This is a genomic window from Rubrimonas cliftonensis, from assembly GCF_900107585.1.
GTDB lineage: Bacteria > Pseudomonadota > Alphaproteobacteria > Rhodobacterales > Rhodobacteraceae > Rubrimonas > Rubrimonas cliftonensis.
The window spans coordinates 362,058-379,826 of the sequence record NZ_FNQM01000004.1 but is presented as its reverse complement, the minus strand read 5'-3'; the positions used below and the strand labels follow the sequence as shown (position 1 = coordinate 379,826).

Genomic DNA, 17,769 nt, shown 5'->3' with positions numbered 1-17,769 from the left:
GTCCACGCCGTGTTCCCGTCGCGCCGGGGCCTGCTGCCCTCGGTGCGCGCCCTGCTCGACTTTCTCGCCGCCGAATGCGGGGCGCAGCGGCGCGCAGTAACGTCAGAGACCGAGCGGCGGGGGCCGTGAAATCCGCCCCGGCGGCCGGCGACGACGCTTCGGAGCGGCGCGACGACGTCACGGCCGCCCGCCCCCCACACGGTTCTGGGCGGGGTCACGCCGATCGAGTACACCAACCGGACCAATAAGGCCCACAACGACAAGATCGCCAACTCATGAGCAAGGGCGTTCCGCGGGGGGGGGGCCAGGTAAAGCCCGCCGCCGCCAGCGCGCCACGGGCCGCAAGCGTCGGTTGCTGACGATCGGCGACATCCGGCCGCGCTTCCCGCCGGGCGGCCAAAGGTTCGGGTTCAGCGCAACTCAGCCGACGACCCCGGCGCCGCCGGATGCGGGACAGCGGCCAGGCCAGCCCGCAGGAGACGCGACGATCCACGCTTTCATGAACTACCCGGAGAAAGCCGCTTGGCACAGCCGGCGCCGTCCGGCATTTTGGCCGCAGGGTGGTCGGTGATTGCGGTTGGGGTGGTTGCGTGATCAGGATCAGGGCGGCGCAGATGTCGCGGTGCGAGCAAGTCTCGCGTGAGGCTTTCCGGGCGGAACTGCGTGCCTTCATCGCCGCCCGACTGCGCGCGCAGGGTCGGGTGGCCGCGCCGGGGGCGCTGAGCGTCCTTGTCGACAGGGCGCTGGCGAAGGGCCGGGCGCGTGGACTGGCGCGGCGGGACGCGCTGGCCGTCTATGTGGGGTTCGCCTGCCTCGCGGGGCTCGATTTCGACCTGGATCCGGCGGTGGCCGAGGCGTTGGGCGAGGATCGCAGCATGGCGGATGCGCGCATGGTGACGATGGTCGACCGTCTCGATCCCGAAGATCGCGCCAGGCTGGATGCGCGCCTGCTCGGCGAGGACGCGCCCGACGCGGGCGGCCCGGCGGCCCTGCCGTGGTGGCTAGCGCCGTGAGGCTGAAATGAGCGGTGACGGCCCCGCCTGCGACCTTCGGGACGGCGCGTGCGAAAGCTTCCAGCCCGCGCCCGAGGACGCCAGCGTGACGCCCTGCGTGGATCACTGGGTGGCGGTCCTTCTGCGCATGGCCGACGTCGAGTCGAACTACGGCGACGAACCTGTGGCGGCGACCCTGACCGACCGGCAGGAGGCCGCGCGCCTGTCCGGCGGCGCGAGACGCTGGGACCGGATGCCGGCCGGGTGCTGCGAGTTCGCCTTCCCGGACTTCAACGCGCTGGGGCCTGTGCCGGCCCTGACATTGTGACCCGCGCGACGCCAGGCGCGGCGCGGTCATGGGCGATTTGCTGCGCTACGGCGCGCGTGTGGGCGCAAGCCCTCGCCTTGGCCGCGCTGACTGTCCTTTGCGCGTCGGCGGAGGCCGCTGTGGAGGCCGGGGACGGGCGGAGAGGAGAGACGATGCTTTGTCTGGGACCGCTGGCCTTCGACGTGGGCGCCTATCGGGTCAGGGGGCGCGAGGACGTGGTCGACGGCGTCGCGGTGTCGCGCACCGCGCCGGCCGACCATGTTTCGCTGGATGCGCTTGCCGCTTCGGTCGAAGCCGATCTCGCCGCGCGGCCGGGCTTCAGGGGCTCGGCCGCGCCGTCAGCGCCGGTGGCGGTGCGGACGATCGGCGATGCGCTCTGGATCGCCGCTTTCAGAAAGGCGCCCGTCGCATCGCCGGTGCTGCGCGTCGAGGGGCATGCGCTGCGCGACGGGGCGCGCTGGCGCTATGGTCTCGACGCGCCGGAAGACGGCGTCGAGGCGGCCATGGAGGATATCGCCGCGCTCGACGCGGCGCTTGAGCCCGGCGCCAGCCTTGAGACGACCGGCGCCGAGGCGTTCTGCGTGGACGGCGGCGTGATCCGGGCGCCCTTCCGCGGCTATGCCGAAAGATCCGTGGCGCGACTGGAGGGAGCCGGCGGCGTCGGCCTTGTGATCCGGGTCGAGGCCAACGGCCCGCAGATCGATGGCGATCTGGCGGAGCGCCTCGAGGCGGTGCGCGACGCCGCGCGTCAGGCGGGAGCTCCGCTGTCGGTGACGGCGCGCGGGCCCGTGACGGTCGCCGGTCTGCAGGGCGAGCAGGCGACGCTGCTGGGCGCGGATGGCGAGAGCCTCAGCGTCTTCATAGCCCCCGGCGCGGCCGAGACGCGGGCGGATCCGCGGCTGGAGATCGAGCTCGCTGCACAGCCCGGGGCGGATCAGGAAGCCGTGCGGCATGACTGGGACCGTCTGCTCGCCGCCGCGCGCCCGGCGTTCCCGCCGCTTCGATGAGCGTCGAGCGCCTTCGCTGGCACGAGGTGAAGGACCGGACCTTCATCGGCGCCACCGACGAGACCCATGAAATCCATGTCGTTCGCGAAGCGCTGCCGATCGTCCTCGTGCCGGGGATCATGGGGTCGCGCCTGCGCCAGAGCGGCTCTGGCGATGTGGTGTGGGATCCGCCCGACGGCCCCGGCTCGACCGTCTCGACCCTGTGGAGCTGGACGCGGGCGAGCGGGCGCGAGCGCAAGCGCCGGCTGATCGGCGACGCCCATGATCCGGGGTTCCTCGAGGTCGACCCCGGTCAGCTGCGCCGGATGCGCAGCAACATCAGCGGGTCAGACGCGGAGGCTCGGCGCGCCATCGACCGGGGCTGGGGCGGCGTCCACTGGTCGTCCTATGGCGGTTTCCTGAGATGGGCGTCGCTCGCGCCTTCGCTCGGCTGGCCTCGGGCGAGCCGGTACTTCACCTTCCCCGTCTACGCCATCGGCTACAACTGGAGCGCCTCGAACCGCGAGAGCGGCGACCGCATCGCCCGGCGGCTGCGCGCCATCGTGGCGGAGAACGACGGCGAAGACACGTTCTGCGAAAAGGTCATCGTCGTCAGCCACTCCATGGGCGGGCTCGCCTCGCGTTCGGCCATGATGCTGCACGGGGCCGAGGACGTCGTCGCCGGCGCGATCCACACCGTGCAGCCCGTGACCGGCGCCGCGGCGACCTACAAGCGGATGCGCGCCGGTTTCGAGGGCGCGGCCTCGCTGGTGCTGGGCTGGAACGCCGCCGAGACGACGCCGGTGCTGGCGAATTCGCCGGGCGGTCTGGAGCTTCTGCCGAACAAGGGCTATCGCGACAACGCCGGCCGCGACCGCTGGCTCAGCGTCATGATGGGCGGACGGGCGCTGATCGAGCGGCCGCTCTCGGGCGATCCCTACGCCGAGATCTATCGCGAGCGCCATGCCCTTTGGCGCATGGTCGACGAGGCGCTGATCGACCCGGGCGGGCCGCGCCGGCGCGTGACGCCGTGGATGAGCTACCTCGACAATCTCGCCGTCGCCGAGAGCTTTCACGACGACCTGGCCCTGCGCCGCCATCCCGTCACCTACACGACATGGGGCGAGGGCCGCGGACATCTCTCGTGGGACCGGGCGACCTGGACGATCACGCAACTGGCCATGGCGCCCGGCTATCCGATGCCGACCGTCTACCAGACCACGCCCTCCGCAGCGGCCCAGACCTGGGCGCGGTCCGCCAACCTCGTCGCGTCGAGCGATGACGGCGTGGGAAGCTGCAGGGTGACCGGCGCCGGCGGGGGGCCGCCAGACCCGCTCGTGGCCGACATCGAGCCGGCCGACGGCGAAGGCGACGGCACGGTGCCGGCGGGTTCAGGTCGGGCGCTGCCGACGCCGGCCGCCGCGGCCAAACGGGGCGTGGAGCATCAGATGGCGCTCAACCACCCACAGGTGAGGGCGTTCCTGACCGCCGCGATCCAGCAGATCGTTTTTCGGCATTTCGGCGCGCGGACGGGGCCGTGAAGCGCCCTGCCACACCCGTCGCCGCGGCGCGTCGGCGTCGTCCATGCCGGCGCCTCGGCCAACGCCGGCGCCCGACCGCTTCCGCCGCCGCGCCCGGAAGGCCTGCCAAGCCGCGCCGCCCGGCGACGATGCCCCCCGGCGCGCGCGGGCAGCCGGCGCGCAGAACCCAGCGCGGCCTGGATCGCGACGCTGAGCGGCGGGGCGGGCTGGCGTCAGTCACGACCATGACGCCGCGCCGCCGATCATCACCAGCAGGATCGTGACGACGATCATGGCGGGGCGGCGAAAGCCGGCGGGCCGTCGTCGCTTCGCCGCGCCCTCGCGCGCGCCCGACCCGCGGGGCCGCGGGCCGAAGCTCTCGCGCTGCGGCCCGCGATCCGGGGTCCGGGGTCCGGCGGGTTTCTACTCCGCAGCGAAGGCGCGCGGACGCGCGTTCGCGTTCGCGGTCACGAACGTCGCTACAAGACGGTCGAGTTCCGCCGCCTCCGCCTGAAGCGACTGCGCGGCGGCGGCGCTCTGCTCGGCCATCGCAGCGTTCGCCTGGGTCATCTGGTCCATCTGGCTCACCGCCGACGAGATCTCCTCGACGCCCCCGCTCTGCTCGCGGCTCGCCTCGGATATGCTGGCGATCGACTTTGCGAGCCCGTCGATCGAGTCGGCGACGGTTCTCAGCGCATCGCCGGTGCCGCGGACGAGCCCGACGCCGGTTCGGACATGGGCGGCGCTCTCGGCGATGAGGTTCCGGATCTGGAGTGCGGCGTCAGCGGAGCGCTGGGCGAGCATGCGCACTTCCGAGGCGACCACCGAGAAGCCGCGTCCGGCCTCGCCGGCGCGGGCCGCCTCGACGCTCGCGTTCAGCGCGAGCAGATTGGTCTGGAAGGCGATCGAGTCGATCATCGCGATGATTTCGCCGATCTGCGCCGAGCTCGCCTCGATGCTGCCCATGGCGTCCACCGCCTTGCCGACGACGTCGCGCCCCTTCGCGGCGAAGGACGCGGCTTCGCGCGCCTGCGAGTCGGCGCGCGAGGCGTTCTCGGCGTTGGATTTCACCGTCGCCGACATCTCCTCCATCGTCGCCGCGGTCTCCTCCAGCGCGGCCGCCTGGTTCTCGGCGCGGCCGGACAGGGCGCTGGCCGACTGGGCGATCTCCGCGGTGGCGCCGGAAACCGAGGCGCTGGTCCGGCGGATGCCGCCCACGATCTCCCCGAGGCGTTCGTTCGTCTCGTTCACGGCGTGCGATACGTCGCCGAACGCGCCCTGCCCCGCCGGCATGCGGCGCGTCAGATCCCCGTCGGCCAGCGCGCGCATGACCGCGGAAAGCTCTCCGAGATATGACGACACGGTATCATATACCTTGTGAATCGACGTCGCGACCTCGGCGCCGGCGGGGGTGAGCGCAGTCTCGTCGGCCCGCGCCTCGAAGTCTCCCTGCGCCGCCGCGTTGATGATGCGCGCGATCTCGGCCTGCGAGCGGGCCTCGTTGGTCGTCTCCCGCCACTCCACGACATAGCCGCGCAGCCGGCCGTCCTCTGTCAGCGGCGCGACCCTGAGATCGAAGCGCCGGTCGTCGAAGGCGATGTCAGCGGTCATCGGCGCAACCATCCGCTCCAGCATCGAGCGGTTGTGCGACGGGTTCCCGTGGAAGACGTCGATGTTCTGGCCGACGAGGCGGGAGATGTCCACCGGCTTCTCCCGCGCGCTCCACCACCCGCTCGAGGCGGCGAGCGTCGCCTGGAGCGCTGGCGCGACATAGACGATCGTGAGGGTCTCGTCGGCGACCATCAGGTTGGCGGTGCAGGCGTCCATCGCGAGCCGCTGCCGCCCGGCGGCGGTCTCCGCAATGGGCTGGCCGGTCGCCGCGCCCATGCGACGGACCCCGACGGAGACGACGCCCGACAGCGCCAGAACCGCGCACGCGACCGCGAGATCGAGCGCCCCGAGGCCGCCGCTGGCGAACGCATAGGCGACCGCCGTCACCCCGGGCGAGAGCGCCAGCAGGCTGAGCATGCGCCCGCCGATCATGGGGCTCGGCGTTTCGTGGGTGTTCGAATGCGATGCAGCTTTCATCCGACTTTCCTCCAGACTCCGCATTTTATGCGGGTCGGCATCAGACAGTTTATTGATGAACAAATTGCGCAGTGATCCATATCTTAGATTGTCAATGGCCCTATCGTCTCGGTTGACAATCAATCTCTCGATGCCGCTGCTAAATCAAGCAAGACGCATTCAAATTTTTTGAAACTGGATTTCCATCCGCGAAATTCGCTTAAAAATCATCACGCATTTTTAAAAAGTAATTTATTAACGTTCCGAATTCACCCTTTTTTGCATGGCCTTAATGACAACAGTTGAAATCCCTTTCCGGCAAGCTTCCCTCCGCGGAGGCGCAGTAATGACGATAGCTCAAGAATTGATCAGCATCTCGGCCTTCTGTCGATGGCGGCGCCGGTCCTTTTCCTGTTCGCCGCCAGCGCGCGGTCCGAGCGACGGGGCCTCATCCCGGAAATCATGGCCGTCATGGTGCGGGGCGTCACGGCGGTCATCCTCATGCATGCGCCGATCGCGGGGCCGGGGGAGGCGACATTCGACACACGCGCGGCGCCTCTGGTCCTGGCCGGCTTCCTAGGTGGCCCGGCTGACGCTGCGCCCGCGCCCGCGGCCGCGGCGGAAGCCGAGCGCATGGGGTTGAGGATCGAGATCGACGTTCCGTCGACGCAGGCGCTCGGCCGGGTGCGGGTCGACGCCTCCCGCGTACGGCAGGTGCTGATCAACCTGCTGTCCAACGCGGTCAAGTTCAGCGATGGCGGCGCGATCCGCGTCGAGGCCTCGCGCGACCACGGCGGGATGGTCCGGGTCAGCGTGCCCGACCAGGGACCGCCCCCCCCCAGACCCTCGCGCCTTCATCTTCGAGCGCTTCACGCAGCCGGACCCGCCGATCACGCGGGGCCATGGCGGCGCCGGCCTCGGCCGCGCTATCTGACGAGAAATCGTCACGAGCCAGGGCGGCGAGATCGGCGTCGAAGCCGCCAAAGGCGGCGGCGCCCTGTTCCGGTGCACCTTGCCGGTCGCCGTCGCGCCGGCCGCCCCCCGCCCCCGTCGGCCAGACCCCTGCGGGCGTTGCGCCGAAGCAGGCCCGGGGCGGTTCGGCGGTCGTCGCGCGACCTTCGGCCCTCAGGATCGCGCTGTCCTCGAAGCCGCTCATCGTGGTCGCCGGGGACGATTGCCCAAGCCTCGGCTTCGTCGAGGGCTACGCGCGCCACTCGGGCCACGAGGTGCGCGGCTGTCGCGACGCGGCGCAGCCGCTCGCCGACGCCGCGACATGGCGCCGGTCGGCCATGTTCCTGCTCGAGCGGCACATTCAAGGGACAACGGCCCTGTCGCTGGCGGGCGCCCTGCGGGCCGATCCGCAACGCGCCTCCGCAAGAAGCGCCCTGCTGTCGGCCGACCTCTGCTTCGAGCCCGAGCGCAAGGCCCCGCGCCCGTTCGACGCGGTGCTCCGCAATCCGGTCCGCCCTGACGACCTCGCCGTGTTCCTCGACTGGAACGACATCGCGCCCGGCTCGCGGAAACCGCCGGGTGAGCCGAGGCGCCCGCCCGCGGGCGGGCGCGCCCGCCCTCGCGGGATCGTGACCATGGCAGCGGCCGCGCGCCGTCGCCGGGGCGACGGGTCGCATCACGCTGACACAAAAGCTTCGTCGATCGGTGCGAGATGGTTAAGCGAAATTCGGCCCGGCCGGATCTTCGCCGGACACCCCGCGCCCAGGAGCGAGCCATGAACGACAGCAAGATCAAGCTATCCGCAGACGAGTGGGACGAACTGAACTTCCCGCGCCCCGAGATCCAGGAGTTCGACCGGGTTGTGGAGCGCGCCATCGGCCGGCGCGGCTTCCTCGGCGGGGCGCTGGCCTTCGGCTCCGGCGCCGCGGTCATGGGCGGCGAGATGCTGCGCGGCACGACCGCGCTCGCCCGGCAGACCTCGCGCTTCGCCTTCGAACAGCTCGCGCCGCAGACGGACGGCACGATTCATGTGCCGGAAGGCTATAGCTGGAACGTTCTGGTGCGCTGGGGCGACCCGCTCTTCTCCGACGCGCCCGCCTTCGACCCCGCCAAGGGCGTGCCCGCCGAGGGCGCCGACCGGGTGATGGGCGAGAACACCGACGGCATGGAGCTCTTCAACGTCAGCGGGCGTGAAATCCTCGTCGTCAACAGCGAATACACCAACAACGACGTCAACCTTCCGCACGCCGCCGACGGAACGCCGGCGTCCCTCGACGACGTCCGCACGCTCCAGAAGCTGCAGGGCGTCACGGTGATGGAGCTGCGCGAGGACGAGGCCGGCTGGTCGGTCGTCATCGACAGCCCCTTCAACCGACGCATCACGCACCTCACGCCGATGCTGATCGAAGGCCCCGCGGCCGGCCACGACCTGCTGAAGACCGAGGCCGACCCGACGGGGACGCAGTCGCTCGGCACCTTCAACAACTGCGGCTCCGGGCGCACGCCGTGGGGCACCTACCTGACCTGCGAAGAGAACTTCAACGGCTATTTCGGCGCGACGGCCGGGCTGCCGGAGGACGCGGTCGTGGCCGCCGGCTTCAAGCGATACGGGGTCAACGAGAAGGGCTCGGGGTACAACTATCACGCGTTCGACGCTCGGTTCGACGTCTCGAAGAACCCCAACGAGCCGCACCGCGCCGGCTACATCGTCGAGATCGACCCCACCGACGCGGCCTCCACGCCGGTCAAGCGCACCGCACTCGGCCGTTTCAAGCATGAGAACGCGGCGAGCGCCGTGGCGCCGGATGGCCGCGTCGTGGTCTATCTGGGCGACGACGAGCGCGGCGAGTTCATGTACAAGTGGGTCTCTCGGGACGTGTACACGCCCGGCGGCGACACCTCGACGCTGCTCAGCGAGGGTCAGCTCCATGTCGCCGTGTTCAACGACGACATGACCGGCGAGTGGGTCGCGCTCACCCCCGAGGCCACCGGGATGTCCGCCGCCGAGATCGCGATCTTCACCCGCACCGCGGGCTCGAAGGTCGGGGCAACGACGATGGACCGGCCGGAATGGATCGCGGTCAACCCGACCTCTCCGGAAGCCTACTGCTGCCTCACCAACAACAGCCGCCGCGGCGCGCTCACCGACAGCGGCGCGGTGCGGACCAACGCCGGCGGCGACCCGATGACGGTCAACGCCCCCAACCCGCGCGAACTGAACAATTACGGCCAGATCGTGCGCTGGCGCCCGCGCGGCGGCGACCATGCCGCGGCGTCCTTCGAATGGGATCTCTACGTCATGGCCGGCAACCCGAGCGTGCACGCCGAGGGCCCCTACGCCGGCACCGCCAACATCAACGCCGGCAACCTGTTCAACTCGCCGGACGGGATGCAGATCGACAGCACCGGGCTGATCTGGATCCAGACCGATGGCGACGACAGCAACGAAGGCGACTTCGCCGGCATGGGCAACAACCAGATGCTCGCGGGCGACCCGGCGACCGGCGAGATCCGCCGGTTCCTGACCGGGCCCAACGGCTCGGAGGTGACGGGCCTCACCTGGTCGTCCGACAAGCGCACGATGTTCGTCGGCATCCAGCACCCCGGCGCCCCGTTCCCGGACGGCGAGGGCAGCCTGCCGCGCTCGGCGGTCGTCGCCGTGAAGCGCAACGACAACGCGCTCGTCGGCTGAGACCACCGCCCGGGCCGGATACGGCCAGGTCGACATGACGACAGGACGCCGCGCCCTACGGGGCGCGGCGTACCGCTTTTGGCGGGTCCACCCGGAAGGCGGCGATCCGGACGCGACCGCCTGGCGCCAGCGATGACCGGCGGCCTTTCGTGTTCCAGACCGCGGGCCGGCCTGCTAACGACGGAACATGACGCCGCCCGTCCTGCCGAACGCCCTCGCACGGCGCCTGTTCCTGCACCGGCACGCACTTGCGGAGCCGCCGACCGGCCCCGCAAGCGGCGCGGATCTGGCCGAACTCGTCCGGCGCATCGGTTTCGTGCAGGTCGACAGCATCAACACCGTCGAGCGCGCCCACCACATGATCCTGTTCAGCCGCCGGCGGAGCTACCGGCCCGCGGCGCTGAGGCCCCTGCTGGAGCGGGACCGCAACCTCTGGGAGCACTGGACCCACGACGCCTCGATCCTGCCCATCGAGACGTTCCCCTACTGGCGGCGCCGTTTCGACGCCGACGCCGAGCGCCTTCGCGGGACATGGCGGCGCTTCTTCCGCGAGGGCTACGAGGCGCAGCTTGACGCCGTCCTGGACCGCATCGCGGTCGAGGGCCCGCTGACGACGTCCGACCTCGGCGAAGGCGAGGCGCGCGGCGACCGCGGCGGCTGGTGGGACTGGCGACCGTCCAAGACGGCGCTCGAATGGCTCTGGCGCACGGGGCGGCTCTCCGTGACGCGCCGGGACGGCTTCAGGAAGGTGTACGACCTGACCGAGCGCGTCGTCCCCGAAAGTTACCTGCGCGCCGAGGTTGAGCACGAGGAACTGGTGGACTGGGCCTGCCGCACGGCGCTGGACCGGCTCGGCTTCGCGACGCGGCGCGAGTTGCAGGCCTACTATGACGCCGTCCCTTCCGGCGCGGTCGCGGCCTGGACCGGGGCGGCGGCGGCGCGCGGCGAGATCGTGGAGATCGCCGTGGAGGGCGCGGACGGCGCGCTGCAGAAGGCGTTCGCGAGGCCGGACGTCGCGGAGCGCGCCATGGCCGCGCCCGAGCCCACCCGCCAGCTGCGCGCGCTCTCGCCCTTCGACCCCGCGCTGCGCGACCGCCGGCGCGCGGAGTTCCTGTTCGGCTTTCACTATCGCATCGAGGTGTTCGTTCCCGAGGCGAAGCGCCGCTGGGGCTACTATGTCTTTCCGCTGCTGGAGGGCGACAGGCTGGTGGGCCGCCTCGACGCGAAGGCCCACCGTTCGGAAGGCGTCCTGAAGGTCAGGGCGGCGTGGCTGGAGCCGGGCGTGCGCCCGTCGCGGGCGAGGCTCGACAGGCTCGACGCCGAGCTGCGTCGCCTCGCGCGGTTCTCGGGCTGCGACCGCGTCGAGCACATGCCCGGCTGGCGCCGGAATCCGCCCTGACCGCCAGAGAACCGCGGCGCCCGCAAGCTCGGACCGCATCGCCGAGCGGCAGGCCCCCCCGCGGAAGCCTGATCGCGGACGCCAGGCGGAAAATCGGGCGGATGGTACACCGTACGGGACTCGAACCCGTGTTTTCGCCGTGAAAGGGCGACGTCCTAGACCGCTAGACGAACGGTGCCTCGGAGCCGGGTTCTAGGGGACGCGAGGGCGGCTGACAAGACATCTCCGCCCGGTTTCGCGCCGCCTCAGAAGAACGCCTGCAGCCCCGTCTGCGCCCGGCCGAGGATCAGCGCGTGCACGTCATGGGCGCCTTCGTAGGTGTTCACCGTCTCGAGGTTGGCCATGTGACGGAACACGCCATAGTCCTCGTGGATGCCGTTGCCGCCGTGCATGTCGCGGGCGTGGCGGGCGATCTCCAGCGCCTTGCCGCAGTTGTTGCGCTTGATGAGCGAGACGACCTCCGGCGCCAGCGCGCCCTCGTCGAACATCCGCCCCGCGCGCAAGCTGGCCTGGAGCCCGAGCGCGATCTCGGTCTGCATGTCGGCGAGCTTCTTCTGGTAGAGCTGCGTCTGCGCCAGCGGGCGGCCGAACTGCTTGCGGTCGAGCCCGTACTGGCGCGCGGCGGTCCAGCAGAACTCCGCCGCCCCCATCACGCCCCAGGAGATGCCGTAGCGCGCGCGGTTGAGGCAGGAGAACGGGCCTTTCAGCCCCTCCGCGCCCGGCAGCAGCGCATCCTCGCCGACCTCGACGCCGTCCATCACGATCTCGCCCGTCACCGAGGCGCGAAGCGACTGCTTGCCGGCGATCTTCGGCGCCGAGAGCCCGGCCATGCCCTTCTCCAGCACGAAGCCGCGGATCGCGCCGTCATGCGCGTCGGATTTCGCCCAGACCACGAAAACGTCCGCGATCGGGCTGTTGGAGATCCAGGTCTTGGCGCCGCTCAGGCGATAGCCCGAGGCGGCGCGCGCGGCGCGCGTCTTCATGCCCGCGGGGTCGGAACCCGCGTCGGGCTCGGTCAGGCCGAAGCAGCCGATAAGGCGGCCCTCGGCGAGACCGGGGAGATACTTCTCGCGCTGCGCGTCGGTCCCGAAGGCGTGGATCGGGTGCATCACCAGCGAGGACTGCACGCTCATCATCGAGCGATAGCCGCTGTCCACGCGCTCGACCTCCCGAGCCACGAGCCCGTAGCTCACATAGGAGGCGCCGGCGCCGCCGAACTGTTCCGGGATGGTGACGCCGAGCAGGCCGAGCGCGCCCATCTCGCGAAAAATCTCCGCGTCGGTATGCTCGTCGCGCCAGGCCGCGACGACGCGGGGCGCCAGCCTGCCCTGCGCATAGTCGCGCGCGGCGTCGCGGATCATCCGCTCCTCGTCGGAGAGCTGGTCGTCCAGCCGGAACGGGTCCGACCAGTCGAAGACCGGCTTGCTGCTTCCGAGCGGGGTCGTGACGTTCATGGCGCGCTCCTTCTCACCCCCGCCACCATAGCACCGCAGGCTTGCGTTGAAAGGCGGCCCGCTCAGCCGACGCTCACGCCCTCGTCCTTCGCCTTGTGCTCTGGCTCGACATGGATCGAGATGCGCGCCTGCGGCTCGTGGGCGCGGATCGCGGCCTCGATGCGGTCGCAGATGACGTGGGAGGCCGAGACGCTCATCCAGCCCTCCACGACCAGATGGAACTCCACGAACAGCACCGGGCCGGCGCGGCGGGCGCGGATGTCATGCGCCTCGATGGCCCCGGAGGCCGCGGCGCGGATCGCGCGCTCGATGGCCTCGGCCTCCTCCCCGTCCACCGCCTCGTCCATCAGCCCGCCGACCGAGCCGCGCACCACCAGCCAGCCCTCGCGCAGGATGTTGAGCGCGACCGCGACGGCCAGGATCGCGTCGAGCGCCAGAAAGCCGGTGGCGGTGGCCAGCCCAAGGCCGAGCAGGACGCCGATCGAGGTCAGCACGTCGGCCCAGACATGGCGCCCGCTCGCCGTCAGCGCGGGCGAGCCGTCCTCGCGGCCCGCGCGGATCAGGAGCGTCGCCCAGACGCCGTTGACGAACGCCGCGAAGGCGTTGATGGCGAGGCCGGCCGGGTCGGCGTCGAAGGCCGGGCCGGCGGAGAACGCCAGCGCCGCCTCGCGGATGATCGCCAGCGCCGCGACGATGATGAGCGCGCCCTCGACGACGGCGGAGAAATACTCGGCCTTGTGGTGGCCGAACGGATGGTTGGCGTCCGCCGGGCGGTTCGACAGCCGCACCGCCTGCCACGCCATCAGCGCCGCGATGACGTTGATGATGCTCTCCAGCGCGTCGGAGAACAGCGCGACCGAGCCGGTCAGCTTCCACGCGACGAACTTCAGCCCCATGACCGCGGCGGCGACGGGGATCGACCAGAAGGCGAAACGGGCGATGCGGGCGCTGTACACCATCGCGCGGCTTGTGCGCCGGATGCGCAGCCGCGTCCACCGCGCGGTCCGCCGCACGCGGCCGCGCGCCGGTGCGGGTCGGCATGAATGGCCTGACAGTCGAACGGCGACGCGCAAACCCGAGAACTGTCGACGACCGACCGCGGCCGCGCCGTTTCCTAGGAGCACGTCGCGCGCGGCCCCATCCCGGCAGGGAGCAGGCTCCGAGGCCGGATATGTTGAGGCGGGCTGCTCAAGCCCTTCTGCAGACGGTGCGGGCCGTATCTCGAGGTTCGGTAAGCGTTTCTTGAGCCGGTCGGCCTCACCTCATTGCGAGGCCCCGAAGAACGGAGATCGGGGCCTTGCCGGGTGCGTCGGTTCAGCGGACGGTGACGCCCGTGAAGTCCTGCATCCAGCTCTGCGCCGCCACGAAGCCCTCGACGTTCGGCGCGAAGGCGCGCGGGTTCAGGTCGTGCACGATCCAGACCCAGGGGCTTTCCTCGACAAGCACCGCATGGGCCTTGGCCAGCAGCGCCTCCATCTCATCGATGTCGAGCGTGCGGGACACCTCGTTCATGATGGCGTCGTAGTCGGGGTTCGACCAGTGCGCCCAGTTCGAGGAGACGGGCGTCTTCGCCTCGCTGTGGAACCAGCGGAACCAGACGGAGGGATCGGTCCATGTCAGGCTGATGTTCATGGCGTGGCAGCCCAGCGCCTGCGGGTCGTCGGGGCGCTGGCGGAACGCCACCAGCATCGTGCCCCACTCCACCACCTCGAAGTCGACCATCACGCCGATCTTCGCCAACGACTGCTGCAGATATTCGTTCATCGGGATCGGCACCATCTGGCCCGAGCCGGAAGTCGAGATCATCACCTTGAAGCGCAGCGGGTTGGCCCCGTCGTAGCCCGCCTCCTTCAGCAGCGCCCTGGCGCGCTCGGGGTCGTAGCCGTAGTCGATCGCGGGCGCGCCGAACTGCACGTCGTCGGACGTCACGAAGCCCTTCGCCGCCAGCGCCGTGCCGTTGAGGTAGGCGACCAGACCCTCGCGGTCGATGCCGAAGTTGATCGCCTGCCGCACCCGCTTGTCGAAGAAGGGCGAGCCCTCCAGCGTGTTCAGCACCCAGGGCCAGATGTGGGGATAGATCTTCGTCACCACGTCGAAGCCCGCGGCCTCAAGACTCGGGATGGTGTCGGGCGGGGGCACCTCGATCCAGTCCACCTGGCCCGATCGCAGCGCGGCCAGCCGCGTCGTCGCCTCGGGCATGGGGAACAGCGTGACCTTCGCGACCTTCGGGACGCGCGACGGCTCCCAGTAGTCCGCGTTGGCGGCGAGTTCGGCGCTGACGCGCGGCGTGACCTTCGTGATGCGGAACGGGCCGGTTCCGGCGGGCTGCGCGCCGAAGGCGTTCCAGTCGCCGACCTCCTCGTAGCGGGCGCGGCTGACCATCGGGATCCATGCGATGAGCATGGGGAAGAAGGACGTCGGCTTGTAGGTCGTCAGCTGGATCGTCGCGTCGTCGATCCGGCTCCAGTCCTTGAGCTGCGGCACGCGCGCCTTGGCGATTGCCGAGGCGGACGGGTCGTAGTGCGGCGCCTCCGTGTCATAGAGGCGCGCGAAGTTCCACAGCGCCACGTCGGCGTCGAAGTGCGCGCCGTCGTGGAAGCGCACGCCCTGCCGCAGCCGGAAGGTCCAGACGGTCATGGTCTCTTCGTCCACGGACCATTCGGCGGCGAGGCCGGGGCGGAAGCCCGACCGGCGGTCGGCGGCGTTGGCGAGATCCCAGTCCACCAGCGGCTCGAACACCGGATAGCCGAGGAAGCGCATCCCCTCGGCCCCGTTGTTCGGCATGCCTGTGGTCGTGGGCACGTCGGCGGCGGTCATCGCGATGCGCAGATGGCCTGCTTCGGCGCGGGCGGGCGTCGCAAGACCCGAGGTGAGCGCGGCGCCGGCGATGGCCGCGCCGCTGCCAGTGATGAAAACGCGTCGGTCGATGCGCATTGTCGGCTCTCCATTCCAAGTTTTGATGGCGCCATGAAGCGATTTAAGACCCCACATGTAAACAAAATTGATTTTTCGAAAGCAAATTTTTGCTAGCCCTGTGCTGTCACTCGATTCGGAACGAGAGTTACAAATCTGTCTTGTAATTTGGCATTTCAGCGTTTGTTCTGTTCAACATGTGATCTTTTTCGCTTTACGAACTCGCATGGGTCGAATTTCATTGGTCCGTACCACTCGGGGGGGCGCAGTCTGGCCGAACACCCTTTCGCAGGAGGCGGCCATGACGGCGATCTGGGAACTCGGGCTTGCGGGAACGGCGCAGGCCGTCGCGGCGAAGACGGTCTCGCCGGTCGAGGCGGTGACGGAGGCGCTGACGCGAATCAGCGCGCTCGCGCCCGAACTGCGCTGCTTCGTCCATGTCGACGCGGAGGGCGCCCTGGCCCAGGCCCGCCATGCCGAGGCGGCCGTCGCCGCCGGCGCCGCGCTCGGGCCGCTCCACGGCGTTCCCGTCGCGCTGAAGGACATCTGCGACGTCGCCGGCATGCCGACCGGCAATGGCTCGCGTCTGACCGAAGGACAGGTCGCGGCGCGAGACAGCGCGGTTGCAGCGCGGTTGCGCGCGGCGGGCGCGATCCTCGTCGGCAAGACCGAGACGCATGAATTCGCCATCGGCGGCCCGGACCCGGACCTGCCGCACGGGCCCGCCCGCAACCCGTGGAACCTCGCGCACTACCCCGGCGGCTCGAGCAGCGGATCTGGCGCAGCCGTCGCGGCAGGGCTGGTTCCGGGCGCCGTCGGCACCGACACGGGCGGCTCGATCCGGATTCCGGCCGCCTTCTGCGGTCTGGCCGGGATGAAGCCGACCTATGGGCGCGTCAGCCGGTCGGGCGTCTCGCCGCTGGCCTACAGCCTCGACCATATCGGTCCGATGACGTGGACCGTCGCCGACAACGCGCTGATGCTGGCGGCGATGGCCGGCCACGACCCCCGCGACCCCGGCTCGGCGGAACGGCCCCGCGCCGACTGGCCGGCCGCGGCCGCACGCGGCGCCGCGGGCCTGCGCGTCGGGCTGGCGCGCGGCTTCCACGACGGCGACGCCGCCTTCGACCCGCAGGGCGTGGCGGCCTTCGACGCCGCCGCCGACGCGCTGGCCGACGCCGGCGCGGTCATCGAGGACGTGCGCCTCTCGCCGCTGGCCGACTATCAGGCCTGCAACCGCGTGATCCTGATGAGCGAGGCTTTCGCGCTGCACGAGGCGGATTTCCGCGAACGACCCGAGATCTTCGGCCCCTACATGCGCGCCCGACTGCTGCCCGGCGCGCTGTTCACCGCGGCGGACCATGTGCAGGCGCTGCGCCGCCGCCGCGAGCTCTGCGCCGAGATGGCGACCGCCATGGCCGGCCTCGACGTGCTGCTGGTCGCCGGCGCCGTCGGCCCTGCCCCGCGGCTCGACGCCGTGCGCCCCGACACCATGCTGTCGGGCCCGCCGTCGATCACCTCGCCCTGCAACGTGACGGGCCTGCCCGCGCTCACCGTATGCGCCGGCTTCGCCCGCGACGGGCTGCCGCTTGCGGTGCAGCTGGTCGGCGGGCCCTTCGACGAGGCCGCGGCCTACGCCGCCGGCGCGGTGGTCGAGGCCGCGCTGGGCGAACGCGCGCGCCGGCCCGCCATCGCCCGCGGCGACGCCGCCGCGGCCGCCTGACCCCCAGCAGAGGAGACCGAGACGATGCACGAGGTGAAGATCGGCGCGCACGCCGTCGCCCGCGCCATGGCCCGCCGCGGCCGGGTGCGCATCCACGAGACGCTCGACCCCGCGCGCACCGCGCTGGTGGTGGTCGACCTCCAGAACGCCTTCATGGCCCCCGGCGCCCCGGCCGAGATCGGCCATGCGCGCGACATCGTGCCGAACGTGAACCGGCTTGCGGCCGCGATGCGCGAGACCGGCGGCGAGGTGGTCTGGATTCGCAACACCATCCACCCCGAGACGGCGGCGAACTGGTCGGCCTGGTGCGACCACTTCATGACGCCCGACCTCAAGGCGCGGATGTTCGCATGGATGGCCCGCGGCGCGGAGGGGCACCAGCTCTGGCCGCTGCTCGACGTGCGACCCGACGATCCGCAGATCGAGAAGACGCGCTTCAGCGCGCTGATCCAGGGCTCCTCGACGCTCGAGGCGCATCTGCGGGCCGGCGGCTTCGACACGGTGATCGTCGTCGGCACCGCGAGCCATGTCTGCTGCGAGTCCACCGCGCGAGACGCCATGATGCTGAACTTCAAGACGGTGTTCGTCTCCGACGCCAACGCGGCGCCGACCGACGCCGACCACAACGCCACCCTGACGGCGCTGCTGCAGTCGTTCTGCGACGTGCAGTCGACCGACGAGGCGATCGCGGCGCTGCGCGCCGGCGCCGCCACGGCCGTCGCCGCCGAATAGGCTTCCGGCCCG

At 70.8% G+C, this 17,769-nt stretch carries 15 protein-coding genes, 1 tRNA gene and 1 pseudogene; 10 read left to right on the top strand and 7 right to left on the bottom strand.

Annotated features, from left to right (window positions below; all coding sequences use genetic code 11):
- Nucleotides 1-590: 590 nt before the first annotated feature.
- The 4 genes from BLW43_RS10100 (at nt 591) to BLW43_RS10085 (ending at nt 3,847) form a co-directional block, all read left to right on the top strand.
- Nucleotides 591-1,013, top strand: a complete 423-nt coding sequence (locus BLW43_RS10100; protein ID WP_139284028.1) for a hypothetical protein — start codon at nt 591-593, stop codon at nt 1,011-1,013.
- A 7-nt stretch (nt 1,014-1,020) separates the two neighbouring features.
- Nucleotides 1,021-1,320: a hypothetical protein gene (locus BLW43_RS10095; RefSeq protein WP_093252598.1), complete on the top strand. Its 300-nt coding sequence runs from the start codon at nt 1,021-1,023 to the stop codon at nt 1,318-1,320.
- A 152-nt stretch (nt 1,321-1,472) separates the two neighbouring features.
- Entirely contained in the window at nt 1,473-2,327 is an 855-nt protein-coding gene (locus BLW43_RS10090; protein ID WP_093252595.1) for a hypothetical protein, read from the top strand.
- Nucleotides 2,324-3,847, top strand: coding sequence for an esterase/lipase family protein (locus BLW43_RS10085; protein WP_093252588.1), 1,524 nt, complete (start codon nt 2,324-2,326; stop codon nt 3,845-3,847). The genes BLW43_RS10090 and BLW43_RS10085 overlap by 4 nt, the downstream gene beginning before the upstream one ends.
- 402 nt (nt 3,848-4,249) lie before the next feature.
- Here BLW43_RS10085 and BLW43_RS10080 read toward each other — a convergent pair whose 3' ends face one another.
- On the bottom strand, nt 4,250-5,914 hold the full coding sequence (locus BLW43_RS10080) for a methyl-accepting chemotaxis protein (protein WP_175478839.1): 1,665 nt from the start codon (nt 5,912-5,914) through the stop codon (nt 4,250-4,252).
- Between the two features lie 336 nt (nt 5,915-6,250).
- Complete coding sequence (locus tag BLW43_RS23490) at nt 6,251-6,400, bottom strand: hypothetical protein (RefSeq protein ID WP_175478838.1); 150 nt, start codon at nt 6,398-6,400, stop codon at nt 6,251-6,253.
- Here BLW43_RS23490 and BLW43_RS24725 point away from each other — a divergent pair.
- Nucleotides 6,356-6,676: pseudogene (locus tag BLW43_RS24725) on the top strand (hypothetical protein); the annotation flags it as partial. The gene BLW43_RS23490 and the pseudogene BLW43_RS24725 overlap by 45 nt on opposite strands.
- A gap of 25 nt (nt 6,677-6,701) precedes the next feature.
- Here the strand turns inward: BLW43_RS24725 and BLW43_RS23485 are convergent.
- Nucleotides 6,702-7,049, bottom strand: a complete 348-nt coding sequence (locus BLW43_RS23485) for a hypothetical protein (protein ID WP_175478837.1) — start codon at nt 7,047-7,049, stop codon at nt 6,702-6,704.
- 1 nt (nt 7,050) lies between these two features.
- On the opposite strand from BLW43_RS23485, the gene BLW43_RS23480 reads away from it, so the two are divergent.
- The 3 genes from BLW43_RS23480 (at nt 7,051) to BLW43_RS10065 (ending at nt 10,935) form a co-directional block, all read left to right on the top strand.
- Complete coding sequence (locus BLW43_RS23480; protein ID WP_175478836.1) at nt 7,051-7,623, top strand: hypothetical protein; 573 nt, start codon at nt 7,051-7,053, stop codon at nt 7,621-7,623.
- Entirely contained in the window at nt 7,620-9,536 is a 1,917-nt protein-coding gene (locus tag BLW43_RS10070) for a PhoX family protein (protein WP_093252580.1), read from the top strand. The genes BLW43_RS23480 and BLW43_RS10070 overlap by 4 nt, the downstream gene beginning before the upstream one ends.
- A 187-nt stretch (nt 9,537-9,723) precedes the next feature.
- Nucleotides 9,724-10,935 carry a winged helix-turn-helix domain-containing protein gene (locus tag BLW43_RS10065; RefSeq protein WP_093252576.1) on the top strand — a complete coding sequence of 404 codons (1,212 nt, stop codon included), beginning with the start codon at nt 9,724-9,726 and terminating at the stop codon, nt 10,933-10,935.
- A 102-nt stretch (nt 10,936-11,037) separates the two neighbouring features.
- Here BLW43_RS10065 and BLW43_RS10060 read toward each other — a convergent pair.
- The 4 genes from BLW43_RS10060 to BLW43_RS10045 form a co-directional block, all read right to left on the bottom strand.
- Nucleotides 11,038-11,113, bottom strand: a tRNA-Glu gene (locus tag BLW43_RS10060).
- Nucleotides 11,114-11,180: 67 nt separating this feature from the next.
- The gene (locus tag BLW43_RS10055; RefSeq protein ID WP_093252574.1) at nt 11,181-12,389 is read right to left on the bottom strand and encodes an acyl-CoA dehydrogenase; all 1,209 of its coding nucleotides are present in this window, start codon (nt 12,387-12,389) and stop codon (nt 11,181-11,183) included.
- Nucleotides 12,390-12,451: 62 nt separating this feature from the next.
- On the bottom strand, nt 12,452-13,348 hold the full coding sequence (locus BLW43_RS10050; RefSeq protein ID WP_093252738.1) for a cation diffusion facilitator family transporter: 897 nt from the start codon (nt 13,346-13,348) through the stop codon (nt 12,452-12,454).
- Between the two features lie 355 nt (nt 13,349-13,703).
- On the bottom strand, nt 13,704-15,323 hold the full coding sequence (locus BLW43_RS10045) for an ABC transporter substrate-binding protein (protein ID WP_093252571.1): 1,620 nt from the start codon (nt 15,321-15,323) through the stop codon (nt 13,704-13,706).
- A gap of 280 nt (nt 15,324-15,603) precedes the next feature.
- Between BLW43_RS10045 and BLW43_RS10040 the strand changes: the two genes are divergently transcribed.
- Together BLW43_RS10040 and BLW43_RS10035 are read left to right on the top strand one after the other, a co-directional pair.
- Nucleotides 15,604-17,025 (top strand): amidase, encoded by a 1,422-nt coding sequence (locus BLW43_RS10040; protein WP_175478835.1) that lies wholly within the window; start codon nt 15,604-15,606, stop codon nt 17,023-17,025.
- 24 nt (nt 17,026-17,049) lie between these two features.
- Nucleotides 17,050-17,757: an isochorismatase family protein gene (locus tag BLW43_RS10035; RefSeq protein ID WP_217632143.1), complete on the top strand. Its 708-nt coding sequence runs from the start codon at nt 17,050-17,052 to the stop codon at nt 17,755-17,757.
- The last annotated feature ends 12 nt before the right edge of the window (nt 17,758-17,769 follow it).